The sequence below is a fragment of the Streptomyces sp. NPDC040610 genome, from assembly GCF_055594065.1.
In genome coordinates, this window is sequence record NZ_JBVIXA010000004.1 from 81,283 (window position 1) to 106,226 (window position 24,944).

At 69.1% G+C, this 24,944-nt stretch carries 21 protein-coding genes and 1 other RNA gene; 18 read left to right on the plus strand and 4 right to left on the minus strand.

The genetic code is table 11. The annotated features are described in order from the left end of the window. Positions 1–54: 54 nt before the first annotated feature. Both prfB and ACZ6AA_RS16260 read left to right on the plus strand, forming a co-directional pair. Positions 55–1,161 (plus strand): peptide chain release factor 2, encoded by a 1,107-nt coding sequence (gene prfB / locus ACZ6AA_RS16255; RefSeq protein WP_468450039.1) that lies wholly within the window; start codon positions 55–57, stop codon positions 1,159–1,161. Positions 1,162–1,487: 326 nt separating this feature from the next. Then, positions 1,488–2,159: a hypothetical protein gene (locus ACZ6AA_RS16260; RefSeq protein WP_471458543.1), complete on the plus strand. Its 672-nt coding sequence runs from the start codon at positions 1,488–1,490 to the stop codon at positions 2,157–2,159. Positions 2,160–2,345: 186 nt separating this feature from the next. Here ACZ6AA_RS16260 and ACZ6AA_RS16265 read toward each other — a convergent pair whose 3' ends face one another. Next, complete coding sequence (locus ACZ6AA_RS16265; protein ID WP_468450037.1) at positions 2,346–2,537, minus strand: hypothetical protein; 192 nt, start codon at positions 2,535–2,537, stop codon at positions 2,346–2,348. Between the two features lie 286 nt (positions 2,538–2,823). Between ACZ6AA_RS16265 and ftsE the strand changes: the two genes are divergently transcribed. The 6 genes from ftsE (at position 2,824) to dacB (ending at position 8,584) form a co-directional block, all read left to right on the plus strand. Next, complete coding sequence (gene ftsE, locus ACZ6AA_RS16270) at positions 2,824–3,513, plus strand: cell division ATP-binding protein FtsE (protein ID WP_016644946.1); 690 nt, start codon at positions 2,824–2,826, stop codon at positions 3,511–3,513. Positions 3,514–3,616: 103 nt separating this feature from the next. Beyond that, positions 3,617–4,534, plus strand: a complete 918-nt coding sequence (gene ftsX, locus ACZ6AA_RS16275; protein WP_030358417.1) for a permease-like cell division protein FtsX — start codon at positions 3,617–3,619, stop codon at positions 4,532–4,534. Positions 4,535–4,634: 100 nt separating this feature from the next. Next, on the plus strand, positions 4,635–5,843 hold the full coding sequence (locus ACZ6AA_RS16280) for a S41 family peptidase (protein ID WP_468450036.1): 1,209 nt from the start codon (positions 4,635–4,637) through the stop codon (positions 5,841–5,843). Between the two features lie 18 nt (positions 5,844–5,861). Then, on the plus strand, positions 5,862–6,383 hold the full coding sequence (smpB, locus tag ACZ6AA_RS16285; RefSeq protein ID WP_468450035.1) for an SsrA-binding protein SmpB: 522 nt from the start codon (positions 5,862–5,864) through the stop codon (positions 6,381–6,383). A gap of 118 nt (positions 6,384–6,501) precedes the next feature. Further along, positions 6,502–6,872: a transfer-messenger RNA gene (gene ssrA / locus ACZ6AA_RS16290) on the plus strand. A gap of 119 nt (positions 6,873–6,991) precedes the next feature. Continuing rightward, positions 6,992–8,584, plus strand: a complete 1,593-nt coding sequence (gene dacB, locus ACZ6AA_RS16295; protein ID WP_468450034.1) for a D-alanyl-D-alanine carboxypeptidase/D-alanyl-D-alanine endopeptidase — start codon at positions 6,992–6,994, stop codon at positions 8,582–8,584. Here dacB and ACZ6AA_RS16300 read toward each other — a convergent pair. Next, positions 8,508–9,899, minus strand: coding sequence for an MFS transporter (locus ACZ6AA_RS16300; protein WP_471458546.1), 1,392 nt, complete (start codon positions 9,897–9,899; stop codon positions 8,508–8,510). The genes dacB and ACZ6AA_RS16300 overlap by 77 nt on opposite strands. A gap of 84 nt (positions 9,900–9,983) precedes the next feature. On the opposite strand from ACZ6AA_RS16300, the gene ACZ6AA_RS16305 reads away from it, so the two are divergent. The 8 genes from ACZ6AA_RS16305 to ACZ6AA_RS16340 all read left to right on the plus strand — a co-directional run bounded on the left by ACZ6AA_RS16305 (position 9,984) and on the right by ACZ6AA_RS16340 (position 20,453). Continuing rightward, positions 9,984–11,006 (plus strand): LysR family transcriptional regulator, encoded by a 1,023-nt coding sequence (locus ACZ6AA_RS16305; protein ID WP_471458548.1) that lies wholly within the window; start codon positions 9,984–9,986, stop codon positions 11,004–11,006. 1,573 nt (positions 11,007–12,579) lie between these two features. Beyond that, on the plus strand, positions 12,580–14,721 hold the full coding sequence (locus ACZ6AA_RS16310; protein ID WP_471458550.1) for a bifunctional polysaccharide deacetylase/glycosyltransferase family 2 protein: 2,142 nt from the start codon (positions 12,580–12,582) through the stop codon (positions 14,719–14,721). Between the two features lie 221 nt (positions 14,722–14,942). Beyond that, a complete protein-coding gene (locus tag ACZ6AA_RS16315) occupies positions 14,943–15,596 on the plus strand; it encodes a hypothetical protein (RefSeq protein ID WP_468450029.1) in 654 nt (217 codons plus the stop codon). Then, on the plus strand, positions 15,593–16,630 hold the full coding sequence (locus ACZ6AA_RS16320; RefSeq protein ID WP_471458961.1) for a hypothetical protein: 1,038 nt from the start codon (positions 15,593–15,595) through the stop codon (positions 16,628–16,630). Before ACZ6AA_RS16315 ends, ACZ6AA_RS16320 begins: the two co-directional genes overlap by 4 nt. 952 nt (positions 16,631–17,582) lie before the next feature. After that, the gene (locus ACZ6AA_RS16325) at positions 17,583–18,662 is read left to right on the plus strand and encodes a hypothetical protein (RefSeq protein ID WP_471458552.1); all 1,080 of its coding nucleotides are present in this window, start codon (positions 17,583–17,585) and stop codon (positions 18,660–18,662) included. An 88-nt stretch (positions 18,663–18,750) separates the two neighbouring features. Further along, on the plus strand, positions 18,751–19,593 hold the full coding sequence (locus ACZ6AA_RS16330) for a hypothetical protein (RefSeq protein WP_471458554.1): 843 nt from the start codon (positions 18,751–18,753) through the stop codon (positions 19,591–19,593). Positions 19,594–19,623: 30 nt separating this feature from the next. Then, complete coding sequence (locus tag ACZ6AA_RS16335) at positions 19,624–19,890, plus strand: hypothetical protein (protein ID WP_468997623.1); 267 nt, start codon at positions 19,624–19,626, stop codon at positions 19,888–19,890. A 107-nt stretch (positions 19,891–19,997) separates the two neighbouring features. Further along, a complete protein-coding gene (locus ACZ6AA_RS16340) occupies positions 19,998–20,453 on the plus strand; it encodes a hypothetical protein (RefSeq protein WP_471458556.1) in 456 nt (151 codons plus the stop codon). 37 nt (positions 20,454–20,490) lie between these two features. Here the strand turns inward: ACZ6AA_RS16340 and ACZ6AA_RS16345 are convergent, their stop codons facing one another. Further along, positions 20,491–21,111: a DUF1707 SHOCT-like domain-containing protein gene (locus tag ACZ6AA_RS16345; RefSeq protein WP_471458558.1), complete on the minus strand. Its 621-nt coding sequence runs from the start codon at positions 21,109–21,111 to the stop codon at positions 20,491–20,493. A gap of 137 nt (positions 21,112–21,248) precedes the next feature. After that, the gene (locus ACZ6AA_RS16350; RefSeq protein WP_471458560.1) at positions 21,249–22,178 is read right to left on the minus strand and encodes a helix-turn-helix transcriptional regulator; all 930 of its coding nucleotides are present in this window, start codon (positions 22,176–22,178) and stop codon (positions 21,249–21,251) included. 168 nt (positions 22,179–22,346) lie between these two features. Here ACZ6AA_RS16350 and ACZ6AA_RS16355 point away from each other — a divergent pair, with 168 nt between their 5' ends. Beyond that, positions 22,347–23,306, plus strand: a complete 960-nt coding sequence (locus ACZ6AA_RS16355) for a hypothetical protein (RefSeq protein WP_468482850.1) — start codon at positions 22,347–22,349, stop codon at positions 23,304–23,306. 219 nt (positions 23,307–23,525) lie between these two features. Further along, complete coding sequence (locus ACZ6AA_RS16360) at positions 23,526–24,905, plus strand: nitrate/nitrite transporter (RefSeq protein ID WP_468482851.1); 1,380 nt, start codon at positions 23,526–23,528, stop codon at positions 24,903–24,905. Positions 24,906–24,944 lie beyond the last annotated feature (39 nt).

A 24,944-nucleotide genomic window follows, 5' to 3' on the forward strand; every position in this document is an offset into this window, starting at 1 on the left:
TCCCGGGCCCGCCGCCGGGGGAAGACTGCTTGCCGTAGCCGTTACGCTGGTGTGGTGGCAGTCGTCGACGTATCCGAAGAGCTCAAGTCCCTCTCCTCGACCATGGAGTCGATCGAGGCCGTCCTGGACCTCGACAAGCTGAGGGCAGACATCGCCGTGCTCGAGGAGCAGGCGGCCGCGCCGTCCCTCTGGGACGACCCGGACGAGGCGCAGAAGATCACCAGCAAGCTGAGCCACCTCCAGGCGGAGGTCAGGAAGGCCGAGTCGCTGCGCGGGCGTATCGACGATCTGGGCGTGCTCTTCGAGATGGCCGAGGAGGAGGACGACCCGGACACGCGCGCGGAGGCCGAGTCGGAGCTCACGGCGGTCAAGAAGGCGCTGGACGAGATGGAGGTCCGCACCCTCCTGTCCGGGGAGTACGACGCCCGTGAGGCGGTCGTCACCATCCGCGCGGAGGCCGGCGGCGTCGACGCCTCCGACTTCGCCGAGAAGCTCCAGCGGATGTACCTGCGCTGGGCGGAGCGCCACGGCTACAAGACCGAGCTGTACGAGACGTCGTACGCGGAAGAGGCCGGCATCAAGTCGACCACCTTCGCCGTGCAGGCTCCGTACGCGTACGGCACGCTCTCCGTGGAGCAGGGCACGCACCGCCTGGTGCGCATCTCGCCGTTCGACAACCAGGGCCGTCGCCAGACGTCCTTCGCGGGCGTCGAGATCCTCCCGGTGGTCGAGCAGACGGACCACATCGAGATCGACGAGAGCGAGCTGCGCGTCGATGTGTACCGCTCCTCGGGCCCCGGCGGCCAGGGCGTCAACACGACGGACTCCGCGGTCCGCCTGACCCACCTGCCCACCGGCATCGTCGTCTCCTGTCAGAACGAGCGCTCGCAGATCCAGAACAAGGCGACCGCGATGAACGTCCTCCAGGCGAAGCTCCTCGAGCGCCGCCGCCAGGAGGAGCAGGCCAAGATGAACGCCCTCAAGGGCGACGGCGGCAACTCCTGGGGCAACCAGATGCGTTCGTACGTCCTGCACCCGTACCAAATGGTGAAGGACCTGCGCACGGAGTTCGAAGTCGGCAATCCCGAGGCCGTGTTCAACGGCGAGATCGACGGCTTCCTGGAGGCCGGAATTCGCTGGCGCAAGCAGCAGGAGAAGTAATTTCGACGCTTTGTCGACAAAGCTGAGCGAGGCAACTGTCGCCCCCTGGGCGGCAGTTGCCTTTGTTTATGGGCCTTCCGGGGCCTCCTGTGGGCTTCTTGCGCCTTTTACGTCACAGTCACATGTCCGTACGCCGGTCAACTGTCCCCATAACGGGCATCGCGCCCGCAACGACCTTGACGGTGCTTCGAAAACTGGAAAGGCTAGCGAGCGGCATGCGTATCTCCGGTGCGCGTGTGATCCGGGGGGCCGAACGAGAGTCACCCCGCGTCCGCGATCCGGGGCGCTGCCTCACTGACGATTCAGCTACTGGGGGTAGCAGCCAGATGACGAAGAAGACGCGGATCCGCGTCGCGCGGATAGCCGCCGGCGCAGTGATCGCCGCGGGCGCCTCGCTGACCGCCGCCGGCGCCGCCTCGGCCCTGGACGTCGGCGTCGAGCTCGGCGGGACGGGCGCGAGCGCCTCCGCCGACGAGAACGGCATCGGCGTCGACGTCGACCTGCCGGGCGACGACGAGGACCCGGAAGAGCCCACCAACCCGCCGGAGCCGACGGACGAGCCGACGGACCCGCCGGAGCCCACGGAGCCGCCGGAGCCGACGGACCCGCCCACGGAGCCCACGGACCCGCCCACCGAGCCGACGGACCCGCCCACGGAGCCCACGGACCCGCCCACCCAGCCCACCGACCCGGGTGACAACAACGGCACGGGCGGCGGCACCGGCGGTAATGGCGGCAACGGCGGCAATGACACCGACCCCGACGGCGGCGGCTCCAACCCCGCCGAGCAGGGCGGCAAGGACAGCCTGACCGACACCGGCTCCAAGCCGGTCGAGCGGGTCTCCGACACCGGCAGCGGCAAGAACGACGGCGAGCTGGCCGAGACGGGCGCCGCCGAGACCACCTTCCTGATCATCGGTGCCGCCACCATGATCGCCGGTGGCGTCGGCTTCCGCTTCCTGCCGCGCCTGGTCGGCAACCGCGGCGCCGCCGCCTGATCCGGCGGGGCGCCCCGAGGGACGCGCGTGACGCGGCGCGTACGGAGACGTACGCGCCGTAGCGGACGACCCTCAGGAGTTGGCTTGACACGAGGAAGGGCCCGGAGCCGCATCGGCTCCGGGCCCTTCTCCGTCCTGCGCGTGCCGCCCCGGGGCGCACCGGCGCCCGGGGCCAGTGCCCAACGACTACGCGGTCTGGTGCGCCAGCAGGGCCATCGCCATGATCAGCACCACGAGCAGCCCTATCAGGGCCGCGGGGCTGAGGCCGCCGAAGGGGCCCTCGTGCTGCATCCGCTCCCGGTTCGCCCGGCACACGGGGCAGCGGCCCTCGTTCACAGGCGCCGCGCAGTTCGCGCACACCAACCTGTCATAGGTCATGCGCTTCTCCTCCCGCACAGTCTCAGCCTGCCCAACGCTCGGGGAACCTCAACCGTTCCCCCTACCACTGTGCCAGCTTCCGCGGAATTCGGCGCGGCCCGCTGCCCGGCCCCGGTCGACGCCCGCCGCGCCCCAGCCGTGGGGCAGCGCCCCCGCACTCTCGGGCGCCCCATTTGTTCCGGGTCGGATCCACAACAAACCGCGCAACTCAGGACGCCGACTGCGCGGCCCCTTCCGGTTCGCGTATGGTCACGCTCACCTACCCCCGGCTACCCGTGGTGCATCCGTGATCCGATTCGACAATGTGTCCAAGGCCTATCCGAAGCAGAACCGCCCGGCCCTCCGCGATGTGTCGCTGGAGATCGAGAAGGGCGAGTTCGTCTTCCTGGTGGGGTCATCCGGCTCCGGAAAGTCGACCTTCCTGCGGCTGATCCTCCGCGAGGAGCGCACCAGCCACGGCCAGGTGCACGTCCTGGGCAAGGACCTGGCCCGGCTCTCCAACTGGAAGGTGCCGCACATGCGCCGCCAGCTGGGCACGGTCTTCCAGGACTTCCGGCTCCTGCCGAACAAGACCGTCGCCGAGAACGTGGCCTTCGCCCAGGAGGTCATCGGCAAGTCGCGCGGCGAGATCCGCAAGTCCGTGCCCCAGGTCCTCGACCTCGTCGGCCTCGGCGGCAAGGAGGACCGGATGCCCGGCGAGCTGTCCGGCGGTGAGCAGCAGCGCGTGGCCATCGCGCGGGCCTTCGTCAACCGGCCGAAGCTCCTGATCGCCGACGAACCGACGGGCAACCTCGACCCGCAGACCTCGGTCGGCATCATGAAGCTCCTCGACCGCATCAACCGGACCGGCACCACCGTCGTGATGGCCACCCACGACCAGCAGATCGTGGACCAGATGCGCAAGCGCGTCATCGAGCTGGAGAAGGGCCGCCTGGTCCGCGACCAGTCCCGCGGCGTCTACGGCTACCAGCACTGACCCGGTCCTCGGCGCGCCCCCACGGCCGTCGGCACGCCCCACCGCCGTCGGCCGTCGCGCCCGCCCCGCAGCACCGCTCCCCCTGATCCATTGAAAGGCCGCCATGCGCGCCCAGTTCGTCCTGTCGGAGATCGGCGTCGGTCTCCGCCGCAATCTCACGATGACCTTCGCGGTCGTCGTCTCCGTAGCGCTCTCGCTCGCCCTCTTCGGCGGCTCGCTGCTCATGCGCGACCAGGTGAGCACGATGAAGGGCTACTGGTACGACAAGGTCAACGTCTCGATCTTCCTGTGCAACAAGGCGGACGCCGAGCAGGACCCCAAGTGCGCCAAGGGCGCCGTCACGAACGAGCAGAAGGACCGGATCCTCACCGATCTGAAGAAGATGCCGGTCGTCGACACGGTCCAGCACGAGACGGCGGACCAGGCGTACAAGCACTACAAGGAGCAGTTCGGCGACTCCCCGCTGTCCAGCTCGCTGACGCCGGACCAGATGCAGGAGTCGTACCGCATCAAGCTGAAGGACCCGGAGAAGTACCAGGTGGTCGCGACCGCCTTCTCCGGGAGGGACGGCGTGCAGTCCGTGGAGGACCAGAAGGGCGTTCTGGACAACCTCTTCGAGCTGCTCAACGGCATGAACTGGGCGGCGCTCGCGGTGATGGCGCTGATGCTCGTCGTGGCGCTGATGCTGATCGTCAACACGGTGCGCGTATCGGCGTTCAGCCGTCGCCGTGAAACCGGGATCATGCGGCTCGTCGGCGCGTCCAGCTTCTACATCCAGATGCCGTTCATCCTGGAGGCGGCGGTCGCCGGACTGATCGGCGGCGGGCTCGCGTGCGGATTCCTGCTTCTTGGCCGGTACTTCATCATCGACCACGGCCTGGAGCTGTCCGAGAAGCTCAACCTGATCAACTTCATCGGCTGGGACGCGGTGCTCGCGAAGCTGCCGTTGGTGCTCGCCATCGGCCTGCTGATGCCCGCGCTGGCTGCATTCTTCGCCCTGCGCAAGTACCTGAAGGTGTGAGAGGGCAGGTATCCCACGCTCCTGCGGGTGTGAGGAGTGCCTCGGGCGCCGTGCGGTCAACCGGCCGTGCGGCGCCCCTCGTTGTCCTAGACTCACCGACATGTCAGGCCCTGATTGGCACGTCGAGCCCCGCCGCGTCCGCCGCGGGGCGGCCCTGACGTTGGTCTTCGCGAGTGTCCTCGCCACCGGCGCCGCCACCGGATCCTGGCCCGGGGACGCCGAGGAAGGCCGGAACAAGGCAGCTCCCTCGACCCGCTCGGTCTCCGCCACCCGGGACGCGCGGGACCCCCACGACCCCCACGACGCCGACCGCGACCCCGCCGACGAGGCGGCCGAAGCCGCCGCCGCCGCGATGGCCGACGGCAAGTCCGGCGAGAAGGCCGCCGAGGACGTGGTCAGCCGCAGCGGCGACCGCTGGTCGTCGGTCTACTCCCAGGGGGAGTACCGCGAGTTCGAGCAGTCCCTCGACGGCGCCTACACCGGGGTCGGCCTGTGGGCCCGGCGGGAGGCCGACGGCAGGATCGAGGTGTCCCGGGTGCAGCGCGGCGGGCCCGCCGACCGGGCCGGCATCCACGAGGGCGACAAGCTCACCGCCATCGACGGCAAGAACGTCACCGGCCGCCCCGTCACCGACGTCGTGTCCCTGTTGCGCGGCACCCGCGCGAACACCCCGGTCACCCTCGGCCTCGAGCGCGGCACGCGCGCGTGGACCGAGACCCTGCGCCGCGCCCGCCTCTCGACGGACTCCGTGACCGTCACCCGGCTCCGCGGCGGCGCCGTGATGATCAAGGTCGCGGCGTTCACGAAGGGCTCCGGCGAGGCCGTGCGGAAGGCGGTGCGCGGGGCCCCCGCGGGCGCCGGGATCCTCCTCGACCTGCGCGGCAACTCCGGCGGCCTGGTCTCCGAGGCCACCACGGCCTCCTCCGCGGTCCTGGACGGCGGCCTCGTCGCCACGTACGACGTCCGGGGCAAGCAGCGCGCGCTCCACGCCGAGCAGGGCGGCGACACCCAAAGACCCGTGGTCGCGCTTGTCGACGGCGGCACGATGAGCGCGGCCGAGCTGCTCACCGGGGCCCTCCAGGACCGCGGCCGCGCGGTCGTCGTGGGCTCCAGGACATTCGGCAAGGGCTCGGTGCAGATGCCGAGCAAGCTGCCCGGCGGCTCCGTCGCCGAGCTGACGGTCGGGCACTACCGCACTCCTTCGGGGAAGGCGGTCGACGGCCGGGGCATCACCCCGGACCTGGAGGTCGAGGACGGTGCCCAGGAGCGGGCCGAGACAGTATTGACTGGCCTCGGACCCCCCTCGTAGTGCGAAAATGGCCGCACTATGGCGAAGGAAAAGGTAAAGCGCAAGGCCGCGAAGGCCAATGAGAAGGCACCCGCCCGGAAGATGGTCGCGCAGAACAAGAAGGCGCGGCACGACTACCACATCCTGGACACCTACGAGTGCGGCCTGGTCCTGATGGGCACCGAGGTCAAGTCGCTGCGGCTCGGCCGGGCGTCACTGGTGGACGGTTTCGTGCACATCGACCACGGCGAGGCGTGGCTGCACAACATCCACGTCCCCGAGTACGTCCAGGGCACCTGGACCAACCACTCCGCCACGCGGAAGCGCAAGCTGCTGCTGCACCGGGCCGAGATCGACAAGCTGGAGTCGAAGTCCCAGGAGACGGGTCACACGATCGTGCCCCTCGCCCTGTACTTCAAGGACAGCCGCGTCAAGGTCGAGATCGCGCTCGCCAAGGGCAAGAAGGAGTACGACAAGCGGCAGACGCTGCGCGAGAAGCAGGACACCCGTGAGACGAACCGGGCGATCTCGGCGGCCAGGCGGCGCCAGGGGATCGGCTAGGCCCCCGGCGCCGGTGCCCGGGAATAGGCTGGCACCGGTCGGCGTTGGTCACGTACGATGGTTCTTGCCCCGCAGGTGACGGGGCGCCCCCTCCTCGGAGGGTTTGAAAAAACAACATGGGGATGATCGGTTTCGACAGCGGATGTCGAAGCAGGGGAAGCGTGTCGAGGAAGCGGCAATGATCTCGTAAACCATATGTCGCAACCAATAATCGCCAACACCAAGCGCGATTCCTTCGCCCTCGCTGCCTAAGTAGCGACTTTGCGAAGTGTCAGCCCGGGGCTGTTCCCGACCCGGATCCTGGCATCAGCTAGGGAACTAAACTTCTAGACCCGGTCACGGGGTCTGGGAGGAAAACAAACAGTGACTGAGCCCGTCGGAGACTTGTCCACGAGATCTCCGGGGCTGAGAAAATCGCAGTGGACTGCACACGGAGAAGCCCTGATTCTGCACCGTTGGACGCGGGTTCGATTCCCGCCATCTCCACAATTCCCATGTGAGGCGAAGGCCCGGCGACCCCAGCGGTCGGCGGGCCTTCGTCGTGTCCGGGCGCGACACGCGTGCGGTGGTCTGTCGCCGCGTGCCGTCTTCCGGGATGCTCCAGGGTCATGAGTAGACCCGTGAGACGCGTCAACCACCGCATGCGCCACTGGATCTGGCCCGCCGTGCTCGGCCTCACCGTGGCGACCTTCTCCTTCGGCTCCCCGGCCGGGGCCGACTCCGACCGGAGCGGGCTGCCCGAAGCCATCGACACCATCCTCGGGGACCCCCGCATGGAGGGCGGCGCGGCCAGCGTCGTGGTCGCCGACGCCGAGTCCGGCGACACCCTCTACCAGCACCTGCCCAGCGGGCGCCTCATGCCCGCCTCCAACACCAAGATGCTCACCTCCGCGGCCGCCCTGGAACTGCTCGGACCCGAGCACCGGTTCCGCACCGACGTGCTCGCCGCCGGCGACCGGCACGGGCCCGTCCTCAAGGGCGACCTGTATCTGCGCGGCACCGGCGACCCGACGACGCTCGCCAAGGACTACGACAAGCTCGCCGCGGACATCGCGGCCAAGGGCATCAAGCGCGTCTCGGGGCGGCTCGTCGCCGACGACACCCGCTTCGACGACCGCCGCCAGGGCGACACCTGGGGCGCCGACGACGAGTCCTCGTACTACGCCGCGCAGATCTCCGCGCTGAGCGTCGCCCCCGACACCGACTACGACACGGGCACGGTCATCGTCGAGGTGGCGCCGGGAGCCGCCGCCGGGGACAAGCCGCGCGTCACCGTGACGCCGAAGACCGACTACGTAGACATCGATCTGCGCGCCAAGACGGTCGCGGCGGGCGGCGCCGACACCATCGCCGTCGAGCGGCAGCACGGCAAGAACACGATCACCGTCACCGGCAACGTGCCCGTCGGCGGCTCCACCACCAAGGAGTGGATCACCGTCTGGGAGCCGACCCGGTACGCCGCCGCGGTCTTCCGGGACGCGCTGGCCGCCCACGGCGTGAAGGTGAGCGGACCGACCCGCGCCGGGATCGCGACCCCCCAGGGGGCGCGCGAGCTGGCCTCGCACGACTCCATGCAGCTCAGGGACCTGCTGATCCCGTTCATGAAGCTGTCCAACAACATGCACGCCGAGTCCCTGACGAAGGCCATGGGGCACAAGGCGACCGGGCGGCCCGGCAACTGGGGCGACGGCGTCGCGGCGATCGCCGGCTACCTGAAGACCGCCGGGGTCGACCCGGGCAAGCTGCGCCAGGTCGACGGCTCCGGGCTCTCCCGCAAGGACAACGTCGCCGCCGACCAGTTCATCAAGCTGCTCCGCTCCGCCAAGGGCGAGCCGTGGTTCGCCGACTGGTACCGGTCCCTGCCGGTGGCGTGCGACCCGGACAAGTTCGACGGCGGTACGTTGCGCACGCGCATGTGCGGGACACCGGCGGCCCTCAACGTGCACGCGAAGACCGGGTCGCTGACCGGCGCGTCCGCCCTCTCCGGGTACGTGACCGACGCGGGCGGCCGTGAGCTGGTCTTCAGCATCGTCCTGAACAACTATCTGCCCTCTTCGGTGAAGGCCCTGGAGGACGCCATCGTCGTCACCCTCGCCAGGTCCGACGAGGACAAGGCCGTCCTGGTCAGGCCCCGTACGGAGCGCGGGTCCGACCGGAGCGGCGAGCTCGAGTGCTCGTGGCGCAAGCCCGCGCGGTGCTGAGCAGCAGCGCGCACAGCGCCGCGGCGACCGGCACGGCGTAGGAGGCGGCGGGGCCCAGGTGCTCCGCCGCCCAGCCGGCGGCCGCCGCGCCGCACGCGATGCCCCCGAGGAGGCCGGTCACGGCGAGGGTCATGGCCTCGTTCAACCGCCCCTCGGGGGCGCCCCGCTGCACCAGCGTCATGCCCGTCACCATCGTCGGGGCGGTCGCCATCCCGGCCACCAGGAGCGCCCCGGCGAGCACGACGAGCGAGCCGGTCGTCACCACGGCGAGCAGCGGCAGCGTCATCAGGGCCGCCATCGCCACCCCGCACACGACGTGCCGCCGGTCCGGGGAGCCGCTCGGCCGCAGCGCTCCGTAGACCAGCCCCGCCCCGCAGGAGCCCGCGGCCTGCAGGGCCAGGACGACGCCCGCGGCCGCCTTGTGGCCCCGCTCGTCCGCGTACGCGATGGTCGCGACCTCCATGGCGCCGAAGACGGCCCCGGTCGCGAGGAACACGACGAGCAGAGCGGGCGTCCCGCGCGTGCGCAGCGGCGACTTCGGCCCCGGTGTCGCGTCCGTACGCTCCCGGACCGGGGGTTCCGTGGAGCGCTGCGCGGCGAAGAGCAGGACGCCGGTCAGCAGCAGCACGGCGCCCACGAGGGTGCCCGCCTGCGGGAAGAGCGCCCCGCACAGGAACGCCGCGAGCACCGGGCCGAGCATGAAGCACAGCTCGTCCGCCGCCTGCTCGAAGGAGTTGGCGGTGTGCAGCGCCTCCGGCTCGCCCTTCAGCAGATGCGACCAGCGCGCCCGGGACATGCCTCCGGTGTTCGGGGTCGTGGCCGTCGCCGCGTACGAGGCGAACAGCGTCCAGTCCGGCGCCCCGAAGCGCACGCACAGCAGCAGCGACAGCGAGCCGAGCACGGCCAGGACCGTGGCGGGCACGGCGACCCGCGCCTGCCCGTACCGGTCGACCATGCGGGCCGTCCAGGGCGCCACGACGGCGGTCGCGGCGAGCCCGGTGGCGGTGACGGCACCCGCGAGGGCGTACGAGTCACGGGCCCCCGCGATCATGATCACGGCACTCACGCTGAACATGCCCATGGGCAGCCGGGCGATGAGGTTGCCGACGGTGAAGGCGGTGGCGCCGGGTATCGCGAAGAGGCGGGCGTAGGGGTTGCGGGGGCGGCGGGTACGCGCGCGGGGGGTTTGTCTCGGAGGGGTGGTGGGCGAAGGGGGCTCCGGGGCGGTGAGGGTGGTGGGCTCGGTGGGGGAGTGCGGGGGCCGGGGACGGGAAGGGGCTTGTGGGGTGCGGGAGTTGGCGGGGGCCTCGGGCATGGCTCAAGGCTCGTCGCCGCGTGCGGGGGTGGTCCAACACCTTTCTGGAGGGTGATTCACGCGCCTGGGTTGTAAATTCACGGGATGACCGAACCGTCGCCCGGGGAGCCGCCCGTGCCGCCCGCCGTCCCCCGTGACGTGGACCCCCGTCTCCTGCGCGCCTTCCTCGCCGTGGCCGAGGAACTGCACTTCACCCGGGCCGCCGCCCGCCTGTACGTGGCCCAGCAGGCCCTGAGCCGGGACGTGCGGCGGCTCGAACGGGAGCTGGCGGTGGACCTGTTCGCGCGGTCGACGCGGCAGGTGACGCTGACCGCCGACGGCGAGCGGCTGCTGCCGTACGCGTGGCGGGTCCTCGCCGCGCACGACGAGCTGTCGGCCGCCTTCGCGCGCGGCGGCGCGGCCGCCGCGCTCCGGCCGCTGCTCGTCGACCTCAACAGTCCCGGCCTCGTCTTCGGCCGGATCCTGGACCGGGCCCGGGAACTGGCGCCGCAGTGCGAGCTGATGGCCCGCTTCGAGAGCGGTCTGACCGGCGCCGCCGCCGAGATCGCGGCGGGACGCCTCGACGCGTCGTTCGGCCGCTTCGCCGGACTGCCCGAGAGCGTACGCGCGGGGCTCGGCCACCAGCCCGTGCGGTACGAGCCGATGGCGGTGCTGCTCCCCGTCGGCCATCCGCTCACGGAGCTCGACGCGGTGCCGCTCGACCGGCTCGCGGGCGAGCGCGTCTACGCGGGCGCGGGCAACGAACGCACCCCGGAGTGGACCGACCTGGCCCGCCGCCTCTTCGACGGCCGCGGCATCGAGGTCGCGCCGCCCGCCCCGCTCGCCGTCGGCCCCGAGGAGTTCGCGCGGATCATGGCGAAGCACCGCCATCCCGTGCTCGCCGTCGTCGGCTTCCCCGAGCTGCCCGGCTCTGTGCTGCGGCCGCTCGTCGACCCCGTACCGCTGTCGCCGGTGTCGCTCGTGTGGCGCCGCGGCCTGCGCCACCCCGGCCTCGACGCGCTGCGCCGGGCCGCGGCCGAACTCGCGGCGGAGGAAGACTGGCTGAACCGACCGGCGGACGGATGGATTCCGGCCACCGATGCACTCATCATGATGATTCAGGACTGACGTAAAACCACGGTTGTCACTGGCGTGCGCTACATTCGGCTTCCGGGTGCAGTGTGATAAAGGGGGGCGCCTGGGTCGGGTGGGGGCCCGATCCGGACGACGAGTGCCCGGTGAGTCGTTCGCGCCCGCATCACCACCCATGGGGGGTTCGCGTGCGCAGGGAGAACAACGGGCGAGAAGGCGGCTCATCGACGCCGACGGAGAGCCTTTCGGGGCCCGTGGATGGGCAACTGGGGCCTGTGGATGGGCTTTTGGGGCCTATGGGTGGGCCTTTGGGGCTGCCTGACGGCGTACCGCCGGGGCGGCGGGGCGGTACGCCGGAGTGGTCGGGCGGACCGGTGGAGTGGTCGGACGGGGTGCCCGCGCCGACGCACGACCCGAACGAGGTCACCGTCCAGATCGACGGCATCGGCCGGTGCCTCGCGGGGGAGTACGGCGGCTCGGTGGCCGGTGCCACCCGCGTCATGCAGGGGTTTTCAGACACCCGGAGCGTGGCTGATACACCGGTGTTCGTCGACGAGACGGGCCGCAGGGGAAGACGGTACCGCCGGGTCGGCGCGGTCGTCGGCCTTCTCTGCGCGGGGTACGCCGTCGTCATGGCCGCCACGCTCGTCTCGGGCAACTCCAGCGCGCCCTGGCTGCCGGTGCCCGACCCCAAGGACGAGCAGCCCGCCAGCCAGGTCGACACCCCTGAGCTGCCCACGGAGTCGGCTGCCGGGCCGACGGCGCCCGCCTCCGGCGGTGCCGCGCCGAAGTCGCCTTCCGCTTCCGCTTCCACATCCGCCGATGCGCGGGTCGGTGGGGGCGGGGTGCCGGGGGCGGGCGGCGGGGCGGGGCGCTCCGTACCGTCGGCGCGGGGTGGTGACGGGGCGGGCGGGTCCGGGGGGTCCTCGGGGTCGCGTCCCGCGCGGGGAGGTGGTGGGTCCGGCGGTGAGGCCGGGGTGCGCCCGAGCGAGGGTGTCAACGGCTCGCCTGCGGCCGGGGGTGAGGCCACGGCTCCCGGTGCGGGCCTGGACCACGGTCCTGGCCCTGCTCCCGGTCCCAGCAGGGAGACCGGCGCGCCCGTGGCCCCGCCCACTCGGACGCCGGACGGCGGCGCTGGTGACGGTGGCGGTGACGGCGGTGCTGAGGGTGGTGGCGCCGGGGCGGACGAGGGCGGCGAGGCGGGGGACGGGGTGCGGGCCGTGTCCGACGGGCAGGGCCAGGGGGATGCGGCTGTTGAGGGCGTACGATCATGAACTTCCGTTCCGGTGGGCGCGGGTCGGCTGAGGGCGCTGCGATGTCGGCTCCGGAATCGGCTTCGGCGCTGGCTTCCGCTTCAGGTTCCGCTTCGGCGCTGGCTTCGGGTTCCGCTTCCGGCTCTGCTTCGGTTCCCGTTCCCGTTCCCGTTCCCGTTCCCGTTCCCGTTCCCGTTCCCGTTCCCGCTCCTGGTCCCGGTGCTGGCCCTGGTCCCGGCCCCGCCTCCGCTCCCGGAGAAGGCCGAAGCCCCGCACGCCACCGCAGGCGCGGACGCATCACCGCGGGCAGAAGCCCCCGTAGCCACCCCCGCCCGCGCTCCCGCCCCCGCCTCCCGATGCGCTACCTCCTGCCCGCGCTCCTCCTCGTAGCCCTGAGCGCGATGCTGATGCTGCGCGGATACGTACACAGCGAGATCCAGGCCGACCACCGGGTGCGGCCGCCCGCGGCCACGGACCAGGTGCCGAAGGAGATCCTGCGGGGCGGCCCGGTCATCGACACGCGCGGCGGCCGGACGCAGTCGCTGAGCGTGCCCGACCACCGCATGGTGCTGACCTTCGACGACGGGCCGGATCCGAAGTGGACCCCCAAGGTCCTCGACGTACTCGCCGAACACGACGCGCACGCCGTCTTCTTCGTCACCGGCACGATGGCCTCGCGCCACCCCGGCCTGGTGCGCCGCATGGTCGACGAGGGCCACGAGGTGGGCCTGCACACCTTCAACCACCCGGATCTGTCGTACCAGTCGAAGGACCGCGTCGACCGGGAGCTGTCCCAGAGCCAGCTGGCGCTCGCGGGCGCGGCGGGCATCCGTACGTCCCTGTTCCGGCCGCCGTACTCCTCGTTCGCCGACGCCATGGACAACAACTCCTGGCCGGTCGCCCGGCACATCGGCAGCCGCGGCTACCTCACGGTGGTCACCGACAGCGACAGCGAGGACTGGAAGCGCCCCGGCGCCGACGAGATCGTCCGCCGCGTCACGCCCGCCGACGGCAAGGGCGCCGTCGTCCTGATGCACGACTCGGGCGGCGACCGCTCCCAGACCGTCACCGCCCTCGACCGCCTCCTCCCCCGACTCGCCCGGCAGGGCTACGAGTTCACCAACCTCACCGAGGCCCTGGGCGCCGGCACGACCGGTGCGCACGCGCGCGTGGAGGGCTTCGAGCTGTGGCGGGGCAAGGCCTGGGTCCTCCTGGTCGGCGCCGCGGAACACATCACCGACGTCCTGGTGATCGGCCTGGCCGTGGTCGGCGTCCTCGTCATCGCCCGCTTCGGCCTGATGCTGGTGCTCTCCGCGGCGCATGCCCGGCGGGTCCGCGGGCGGGACTTCCGCTGGGGTGACGCCCGTCGGGGCGATTCCCGTCGGGGGGATGCCCGTGGGGGCGGGGCCGCGGTGACGGAGCCCGTGTCGGTCCTCGTGCCCGCCTACAACGAGGCGAAGTGCATAGAGAACACCGTCCGTTCCCTCATGACGAGCGACCACCCCATCGAGGTCGTCGTCATCGACGACGGCTCCACCGACGGCACGGCCCGCACGGTCGAGGGCCTCGGCCTGCCGAACGTCCGCGTCGTACGACAGCACAACGCGGGCAAGCCCGCCGCCCTCAACCGGGGCCTGGCCAACGCCCGGCACGACCTCGTCGTCATGATGGACGGCGACACGGTCTTCGAGGCGGCCACCGTGCGCGAACTGGTCCAGCCGTTCGCCGACCCGCGCGTGGGCGCCGTCGCGGGCAACGCGAAGGTGGGCAACAGGAACTCCCTCATCGGGGCCTGGCAGCACATCGAGTACGTGATGGGCTTCAACCTCGACCGTCGCATGTACGACGTCCTGCGCTGCATGCCGACCATCCCCGGCGCGGTCGGCGCCTTCCGGCGCACCGCCCTGGAGCGCGTCGGCGGCATGAGCGACGACACGCTCGCCGAGGACACCGACATCACGATGGCGCTGCACCGCGACGGCTGGCGGGTCGTGTACGCGGAGCGGGCGCGGGCGTGGACCGAGGCACCGGAGACCGTGCGGCAGCTGTGGTCCCAGCGCTACCGCTGGTCGTACGGCACGATGCAGGCCCTCTGGAAGCACCGGCGCGCGCTCGTCGATTCGGGCCCGTCCGGCCGCTTCGGCCGCGTCGGCCTGCCCCTGGTCTCCCTCTTCATGATCGTCGCACCCCTGCTGGCGCCCCTGATCGACGTCTTCCTCCTCTACGGCCTGGTCTTCGGCCCCACCCGCCAGACCGTCCTCGCCTGGCTCGGCGTCCTCACCCTCCAGGCGGTCTGCGCGGCCTACGCCTTCCGTCTCGACCGCGAACCCCTCACCCACCTCATCTCCCTCCCCCTCCAACAACTCCTCTACCGCCAGCTCATGTACGTCGTCCTCCTCCAGTCCTGGATCACCGCCCTCACCGGCGGCCGCCTGCGCTGGCAGAAACTGCGCCGCACCGGGGCGGTCGCGGCGGCGCCCCCGGCACACGGGGCCTGAACGGCAAGCCCCCGAACGGCAAGCCCCCGAACCGACACAGGCCGGTAATCATCGCTCGCCGTTGTGCGACTGTTAGGCAACAACGTCCCGCACAGAGCTTCGATATGCCCACATCTGTCCCCGTGCTGGGTAAACCTCACTCTCGCTTCGCGCAGTGCCCGTGGATAGCGTGGGTTCACTCAAGTGAACCCACTGACCCCACGTCCCATCGGGAGCTGACTGTGAACCGCCGACCTGCCTTGCTCGCGGTGGCCGCGCTGACGACTGCCGCGGCACTGTCGCTCTCCGCCTGCGGTGGCGGAGACGGCGACTCCAAGAGCGACGACAAGATCGAGGGCGCCGGGAACAGCGAGACGAAGTCGCCTTCACCGAAGGCTTCCGAGGACGCGATCGAACGCCCGGAGATCAAGCTGCCCAAGGGCGTGAAGAACGTCTTCGAGGGCACGGAGACGGGCGACCCCAAGAAGGACGCCGTCCTCGCGGACCACGAACGGGTCATCAACTCCGTCGACGAGGCGATCACGGTCAAGGCGAGAAAGCACCCGGCGCTGAAGTTCTACTCCAAGGGTGACGCGCTCACCAGCGCCGCCACCTACATCCAGTCCTTCTACGACGCGGGTGTGACGTGGACGGGTGAGACGCGGTACTACGACCACGCCGTGACGTTCCTCAAGGACGGCGCCGCGGCGGTCACGTACTGCGGCGACGAGACGAAGTCGTACAGCAAGAACCGCAAGACCGGAGTGGTCAAGAAGACGCCCGGCGACTCGGACGACTACGTCTCGTACAACACCCGCATGGAGAAGAACTCCAAGGGTGTGTGGCAAGCCACCATGGTGACTTCCGAGGAGGGGGCGAAGAAGTGCCAGCCATGAACCGCGGGGCTCTGCGTACCTTGACGATGGCCGGCCTTGCGCTGGCGACTGCGGCGACTTCCACGCTCGCGTACGCGGGTGACAAGACTCCGGGCGGGAGTCGCGGCAGCGCCAAGGGAGACCGACAGGGCAAGACCATCACCGTCGAGACGAGCATCCGCACCAGCGTCAACGGTGATTCGAAGAACGCCAAGACCGGCAAACTCTCCACGGAGGGCAGCAATTGGACGCCTCCGGCGTGCTGGTATGAGCCTGCCTTCTCGCCCAAGGAGATCGAGCAGCAGGTCAAGAAGCTGCGCTCCTTCGGCGACGGAATCCCCTTCATGGACGGCATCGGCGAAATGTTCGGGGACTTCTACGACTCGTATTACAAGGATGGCGACCCGTACAAGAACTACAACCTTGACAAGCAGGGCAAGGGGATGTTCTGGACCAAGGTCATCAATCCGAACCGCAAGGACGACCCGGAGGCGATGAAGTGCAACAGGCCGCCTTTCTGGGTCGATGACAACGAGACCCCGGCCGAGCCTCTCGCGGTGAATCCCCAGATTCTGGCGGAGTACGCGTACGACGAACTCCCCATACCCGAGACCGAGGTCGCGATGGCGCCCAAGGGCGAGACCAAGGTCAATCTGCCCACTTGGGTCTGGCTCGACAAGGCCAAGTTCAAGGAGATCTCGGTAACGGCGAGCCTGCCCGAAACCAACATCTGGGCCAAGACGACCGCCAAGCCCGTCTCGCTGAAGATCAACCCGGGCACGAAGGACGCCACGACCTACCCTGCCTCCGGCGAATGCCCCATTGTGGACGGCCGGATCGGCGAGCCCTGGGCCAAGGGCAAGTCCAAGAAGACCCCGCCGTGCGGAGTGAAGTACCTGCGCTCTTCCGGCGACGGCTCGTACAAGCTCAATGCCACCGTCACGTGGGAGGTCACGTGGACGAGCAGCACCGGTGAGGGGGACACCCTCCCGGAGGGCGAGTTCGGTGGCGACCAGAACGTCGTCGTCAAGGAGATCCAGTCCATCAACCGCTGATGCCATGAATTCCTGAGCGAACAGCCGCCCCGGCTACACGAGCCGGGGCGGCTAGCTAATAGACGAGCGGTGGCCGAGAAGCCCCGGATAGCTCTGCTCGGCCTGTAGGCCTCGTAGGAACAGGCCGAGCGTGTCGCCCAGGAGGTCGTGCTTGATGCCCAGGACCTTCTTGTCATCGTCGTACTCGTGCCTGCGGTCCCGCGCTCGGTGACCTGATGGCCTGACGGCCCATCGTGTCGGCACTCGGGTCGGTTCTCTCCGCTGGTCAGCACGTCCTACTGCGCATCAGACAGATCCGTTGAGTACGCGAGTCGGCACCTGGTCAGCTCGGCCTTCAGCAGCGTAGTACCGACTTACCTCCCCTGGCCGGTAATCTCCGCTGCCCGCGGCCGCCTGCCACTCCACGGCGATGAACCCGACCTGTCCCGTGAGAGCTCAACGGAGAAGGAAGGCGTGCCGGAGGCGACCTAATAGTCGGACCAATCACGACTGCGAAGCAGAGGGCCACTGCTCCATAACTCCAACCTGCTGCACAAGGGGGGATACAGCCATCATCCCGACGTGCATCCAGGGTAGTTGTGGCTGATTCATTGGCTTCTTGGATCAACCGCTCTGTCTCGTAGGTCACTTTACTCTGGCGAACCAAGAGCCCCGCGGATAGCGTCAGTTCTCTACTGACGCAGCCCTCGCCCCACTGGGAGCCACCCGTGATTCACCCCATCGCGGCAGCCCGCGCCACGTCCCTTGGCGCACGCACTTTCTGCGGCCGGCGGTCGACGCCAGTGAGGCAGAGTTCCCACCCGTCCAGGCGCCTCCGCCACCCGGCGATGGGCATGTAACGCAGCCCGAGAGGCTGCCCTGACGGCTCCTCGGGGTAGCCATCAAACCATCGCTCAAACCCGCCATCAGCCACTCGCCAGCAACGGGGATGCACATGACTACCTTTCGAGGGATGAAGAAGGAGAAGGCGCGGCAGTTAGCTGCATCGCTGGATGTTGCGGGCAAAGCTCTCGCTATCCAAGGGCCTCTCGTATCCGGAATTCTCGCCAAGTGGGACGGCGATCAAGGGAATCTCGGCAAGTTTCCGGCCCACTCCTCGTGGTCCCAAGACCAAGCGAAGGATATCCGGCGACGCCTTGGCATCCTGGACTCGGACCCCAAGGCCGAGCTGATGTTTATCGGCCTTACTGGCGTCCTAAAGACCTGGCAGGACGCAAGAGAGAAAAAGGGCGAAGTCGGCGATCTTATCGAAGACTTCAAAGAGGACGCCGAAAAGTACAAGGAGATGGGAAAGAATCTAGCGGCCCCTCTTCGAATTACCAAGGTGCTTTCAGGGGCTGAAGCGTCCTTGCAACTCTTTAAGCGGTGGCAGCAAGGGCAGAATATCAAGGGGGCGCAGGCCGTCCTTGAACTGAACAGATATTTTGGCATCACGGGCGATCGGCTCAAGCTCAAGAATATTGCCTACATGCGAGAGCTTCTTAAGCTCAACAGCATTGAGCGGCTGTATCAAGAACCATGGAAATGGCAGCAGACGCTACGCACGTTCATTACCACAAAGCTGAAGATCCCGCTGGGTACAAAACTTCTCAACCAGGCTCCAGGCCTCAGCTTCTTGGATAAAGTAAGTCTGCCCCTTGCCGTTGCGCACGGCGGGAGAGAGCTATTCATTCCGGACCACAAAGGTGTCTTGGGGGGCTTTGATCGTGGCATGGGCGCCCTAGAGGTGGGGGGAGCCGCGACTGTTATGTGGGGCGGTTCTGCCGCGACCTACCTGAGTGTCAGCGCGGGTGTGGCTACGGCTATCCCCGTGGTCGGCTGGACGGCTCTCGGTGTAGCAGGGGTCTACTTTCTCGGAACCTGGGCCTACGACAACAGAGAATCCATCAAGAGGCACGCCAAGGGGGCTTGGCGTGCGACGACCAAGGTGACGGGGAATGTTATAGACAAGGGGAAGGAAGTTGCGGGAGACGCTAAACGTGCTGTAACTAATCTCCTGCCCAGCCGCACAAAGAAGTTCGGGTTCTGGTGACTCTAACCTCGATATCCGCACCAAGAATCCATGAGAGCTGCGCCAGTCGCTGGCGCGTGATCAATGGGTTGAATCCAAGGAGGGTAATATGACGCAACATGAAGTTGATATCGAGTTGGAGAGGTTCCGCGAATTCCTCGGCGAGGCCTTGGCTGAGGGAGGAAGCCAGTCCCTCATTCAGCTCACGGATGAGGAGTTGGCAGTATTGGATCCAAGTGCACTGGAGGAGGTTGTGGCGCCCACGCCGCACCTGGCTACCTTGAATTCAGAGCAGCGCGAGTGGGTGCTCGCGACGGCTATTCGCTCACTCGTTTCCCGGGGTGTGATAAATATTGCCAACATCCCTGAGCTTGACGCACTTATGCGCTCCGAGGGGAAATTTGAGAATGGGGGTACGGCCGATCTTGACATGAGAGTCACTCCTGACGTTGACCTGGCGCTGGTTCTGCGGCGTACGGCAGCCAGGGCTCTTGCTGTTGAGCAGCAGACGTCGAGGGGCAGTGTCCATGGGTTCGTCTATGTTCATTCGCCGGAACTCATGCTCATCGAGCAGGTGACCGGTGGAGGCATGCACATCTTCACGCTCGCCAACTCGGCCGGCGACGCGGCGGACTTGATGCAGGCACTGGTGGATCCGTTCGGTGTCGCAGACCGAGACGGCAAGGAGCAGCGTCTCGATCCGACGGCCCTGACGGGCGACCAGGTCGACGGCCCTCTGGCCGAGGCGATCAACAGCGCCTTGGTGGTGAGCCAGTTGATCGTGCTCGCGGATCAACCTGGGCCCTTGGTTACCGCGTACGCAACCGAGGATGCCGTATGGACCGTTAGTGTCGACAAGCCTCAAGCGCCCACCGGAATTCAGGCGCGGGAAGTCGGCGAGCGAACCCTCAATTCAGAGATTGTTCGCCTGATCGCGGCGCCAGTGCTGTAGGAGATCGAGCCATGGGTAAGGGGGTCGAAGATGAGTGAGCGTGTCGAAGAGTGCAGAAGGGATCTGGTCAACCTCAAGCGATTTGCTGACGAGATTGACCGGACGCTGGATGCCGTCGATGCGGCCTCAGGGCATGAGGCATGGAAAGGGCCGGCTGCCGATCACTTCCGTGAAGAGTGGAAACATAAGCGAAAAAAGCTTCACGATGCCCTGGATGCTGCGCGTGGACAGCGTGCGAAAATCCTTCAGAGGATCCAGGAGGAAGAGGATAAGAAGAAGCAAGGTCGGCACAAGTAGGTGACTTTGGTTGGCAGGCATCGGTGGTATGGCCTCAATCGATATCGAGAAGCCGCAGCGAATTTCCACCGACGCGACACTTCCTACTCGGGTCGAAGTGAGGCCTCATGACTGACAAGAGTTCGGCAGTATACGAAGAGTACTTCATGCGCACTCCGCTTCAACTGCTCGCTGGCGTAGGTTGGAAGCGGCTGACGGCTTTTCGAGTCGATAACAGAGGAGTGCTGCTGGGTGGCGGTATCGCTCAGTACGAGAAGCACACTGCCTTTGTGTCTTGGGAAGACATCACGGCACTAGTCGTGTGGCGACTGCGTACAACCGGCCAGGGGCTCAACTACATTGGCGTCCGTCGCCGCCCCGGCGCCCCCGGTCTTCCGGGACCGAACAGTAAGATGACACTGCTGCAGGCCGAGCGCGTTGCACCTCACGTCGAGTACGAGCTCCTCCTCGCGAGCCGTCCCATCAGCTGGTGGCGGCTTCGGCCTGAAGAGCTCATGGTCGCAACAGACACATTTGCGCCCAGCGTTCCCGTTCTCATGTATGAGCAGCGCTTCCCGAAATGACGTTCGGGGCGGTCCTGTTTCGGCGACAGCCAAGAGCTCACGGCCTGCGGCGAAGCCACTGACCCGGTGTGCGGCGCGGTGGGCGGGCCACGATGTCGCCGCCGGATGATCTGCCGGTCAGGAGCACGCGCAGGCGTACCGGGAGCTCCGGGCCGGTCGCCGGGGTGATCTTGATGTCGCCGCGGGTGTAGGTGATGCCGTCGGTGTCGATCACGATGCCTGGGGTGGTCACGAGGGTGAGGTTGCCGCCGATGCGTAGGTCGAGGGCGATGTGGAGGGTGTCGTAGGTGATCACGGCCTCGGTGAAGTCGAGTTTGAGGTCGGTGAACATCAGCCGGATCTCCATGCGGTGCGGCACCAGCCAGCGGCCCGCGCGCTTGCTGTCGCCGAAGCGCTGGTCGATCCGGATCACCTCGCGGGCCCGCGGCGGCATCCCGTGGAGCGGCAGGTCGGCGGTCAGCTCCGCGAGGTCGGAAGCCGTACGCGCCGCCAGTGCCGCCTCGACGCGCTCGTCCAACTCCTCGCCCGTCAGCCGTCCGTCGCCCGCCGCGACCCGCAGGATCTCCACGGCAAAATCCCGGTCCCGATGAGAGACCCGCTGCTCGGCCACGGGGCGACGAGGGACGGAGTCTTCTGGTCTGGAGAGGTCGCCCGGCATGGATCCAGTGTGCTGTCGGGCCCCGGGGACCGGCAACGGCCGATCGGGAAGATGGGGGATTACCCTGACGGATCTCAGGGGTGCGGCACCCGGCCTCAGGGGTGCGGCACCCGGCCTCAGGAGCGTGGTGCGCACGATCAGGGGTGTGGTGCGTACAGGCGGTTCAGCGCCGACTGGCTCTCCGCGTCCGTCGCGCGGTAGATCAGCAAGCGCTGGTCCGGGTCCTGTAGGGGCATCAGTACGTCGAAGTCCACGGTGATGACGCCGACGTCCGGGTGGCGCAGGACTTTCCGGCCGCGTCCGTTGACCTTGACGTCCCGTTCGGCCCACAGGCGGGCGAAGTCCTCGTCGTGGGCGGTGAATTCGGTGATGAGGTCGGTCAGGGCCCGGTCGTCCGGGTGGGTGGCCCAGGCCGCGCGCAGATGGGCGATGCCCTCGCGGAGGGTGTGTTCGCGGTCCTCGTAGAAGCCGCGCATCGGCGGGTGCATGAGGCACAGCCACATGGCGTTGCGCCGGGGTGGGGGGAGGGTGGCGAAGTCCGGGAGGAGCGCGGACATTTCGGGGTTCCAGGCCAGGATGTCGTAGCGGTGGTTCATCAGCATCGCCGGGTGGGGGGACAGGTCCGTGACCAGGCGGGCCAGGGGCGGCGGCGCGGTGGTGGTGGGCTTGTCGGTGTCGCGGGGATGCTGCTGGGCCAGGTTGAAGAGGTAGGCGCGCTCGTCGGGGGGCAGGCGCAGGGCGTCGGCCAGTGCCTGCACCACCTGCGCCGAGGGGCGCAGTCCGCGGCCCTGTTCCAGGCGTACGACGTAGTCGGTGCTGACCCCGGCCAGTTCGGCGACCTCCTCGCGGCGCAGGCCGGGGGTGCGCCGGGCCCGTCGGCGTGCGGGCAGGGCGAAGTCGCCGGGGTCCAGGCGTTCGCGCCGGGTTCGCAGGAACGCGGCCAGCTCCTGGGTCGTGTCCAGGGCGGGAGGCGTGCCCGGCGGGTGGGGCGTGTCCAGGGCGGGGGCCGTGCCCGGCGGGCGGGTCGTGTCCAGGGCGCGGGCCGTGCCCAGGGAGGGGGGCGTCACGGTCCGTCCAACGGCCGGGAAGGAATCGGCATTCCCGGAAGCCCCTCCGCCGGGGAGACCACCGGGCCGACCCGACGATCAGGCACCCGTCCACCCCCCCCGCGATGTGACGCAGTCGTTCGGATTACGGATGTGGCGCCCACCCCCCGGCGATTAGGCTCACGCGCTATGACGCAGCCTCCCGGCCAGCCGCCCCAGGATGGATTCGGCGCCCCGCAGCCCCAGCCGAACCAGCCTCAGCCGCCCTTCCCCGGCCAGCCGCCGTCCGCCCCGCCGCAGCCCCCGGGGCCGCAGCCCGGCTACGGCTATCCGCAGCAGCCCCCGCCCCCGCACGGAGCCCCGCCCCCGGGACCGTACGGCCAGCCCCAGGGCCAGGACCCGTACGGCCAGCCCCAGGACCCGTACGGGAACCCCCAGGGCCAGACCCAGGCCATGCCTCCGTACGGGCAGCAGCAGCCCCCGTCCGGCCAGCAGCCCCCTTACGGGCAGCCCCAGTTCGGCGCCTACCCGCCGCCGCCCCCGGGCGGTGGCGACGCGAAGAAGCGGAACATGATCATCGCGGTGGCCGTGGCCGCCGTCGTCGTCATCGGCGGTGGCGTCTTCTTCCTAGTCAGCAGCGGTGACGACAAGGACGACAAGGACAAGAAGCCGCAGGCCGACAAGAGCGCGTCCGGCGACGTGACGCCGGGTGCGCCCGCCGAGCCCTCCGAGGACGCCACCACGGACGCGCCCTCGCTGCCGTCCACCGAACCCACCACCGGGATACCCAGCACCCCGGGCGGCGGCGGCATCGGCGGCGATGACGACGACGGGCCCGCGCCCGCCACCGGGTACAAGGGGCAGTGGCAGAACGAGAAGCTCAAGACCCTCACCATCGCCGACAAGCAGACCACCGGCCAGGCCGCGGGCAAGCACATCGTGTCCTACCTCGACCCCGGCGGCGACGGCATGTGCACCGGCCTCGGGCAGGACCGCGCCGGGGGCGAGTTCCGGCTCGCCCTGAAGTGCGGCAGCGGGACCAACGAGAAGTTCATCGGCGCCGACCTCTCCCGCTCCGGCGACTCCGTCGTCATGGACTGGGACAAGGGCGGCTCCGACACCCTCAAGTGGGCCGGGGGCCTGGACTGACCCAGGGACTGACCCCAGGCCAACGCCAAGCCCAAACCCAACGCCAACGCCAACGCCAACGCCAAACCCAACGCCAACGCCAAACCCAAGGCCAAGCCCTCACCCCCCACCCCACCCCACCGTGAGCCCGAAGTTCCCCGCCGGTCACTCACCGGCACAGCGCTGAAACGAGCCCTCCCTACCTTCGGGATCATCAGCCGCTTGCCGGGGAGGCGTGGGATGGGTACCGAGGGCGTCAGGACACGGAAACGCAGGCAGTCGTGGATCTCGCGGTGGGATCCCGAGGACGGGGAGTTCTGGGAGCGGGAAGGGGCCCGCGTGGCCCGGCGCAACCTCGTCTTCTCGATCCTGTCCGAGCACATCGGGTTCTCCGTCTGGACCCTGTGGTCGGTCATGGTCCTGTTCATGGGGCCGGAGTACGGGATCGACCCGGCAGGGAAGTTCTTCCTGGTGTCGATGGCCACCCTCGTGGGGGCCGTCGTCCGGGTCCCGTACACCTTCGCCGTCGCCCGCTTCGGCGGGCGCAACTGGACGATCGTCGCCGCCTCGATGCTCCTGGCGCCCACCGTCGCGGCCTTCGTCGTCATGGAGCCGGGCACCTCGTACGCGACGTTCATGGTGTGCGCGCTGCTCACCGGCGTCGGCGGCGGCAACTTCGCCTCCTCCATGACCAACATCAACTCCTTCTTCCCGCTGCGGAAGAAGGGGTGGGCGCTCGGCCTCAACGCCGGGGGCGGCAACATCGGCGTCCCCGTCATGCAGCTCATGGCACTCGCCGTCATCGGCGCAAGCGGCGGGCCCCGCGTGCTCCTCGGGATCTACATCCCGCTCGTCGTCGTCTCCGCCGTCTGCGCCGCGCTCTTCATGGACAACATCGCGGCCGTGAGGAACGACACCGGGGCCGCGCGCGAGGCCCTGCGCGACCCGCACACCTGGATCATGTCCCTGCTGTACGTGGGGACGTTCGGGTCGTTCATCGGGTACAGCTTCGCCTTCGGGCTCGTACTCCAGACGCAGTTCGGGCGTACGCCGCTCGAAGCCGCCCAGATCACCTTCCTCGGGCCGCTGCTCGGCTCGCTGATCCGGCCCGTCGGCGGACGGCTCGCCGACCGGTTCGGCGGGGCCCGCATCACGCTGTGGAACTTCGTCGGGATGGCGGCGGCGACGGGTGTCGTCGTGATCGCGTCCATGCGGGAGTCGCTCGCGCTGTTCACCGGCGCGTTCGTGGTCCTCTTCGTGCTCAGCGGGCTCGGCAACGGCTCCACGTACAAGATGATCCCGGGGATCTTCCACGCCAAGGCGGTCCGCGCGGGGCTCGCGGGGGAGGAGGCCGCGCGCTACGGGCGGCGGCTCTCCGGGGCCTCCATGGGGCTCATCGGGGCCGTCGGCGCGCTCGGCGGCCTCGGGATCAACCTCGCCTTCCGGCAGTCCTTCCAGACGGCGGGCACGGGCACGGGCGCCTTCGTCGCCTTCCTCGGCTGCTACGCGGCCTGCTTCGCCGTCACCTGGGCCGTATACCTTCGCCGCCCGGCCGCACCGGCCGCCGCGTCCGCGCCCACGGCGGGCAGCGAGCCGCAGCGCGTGTACGCCGAGGTGTGAGACGTCCACCGGGCTCCGACGAGTCGCAGGTCACGTACG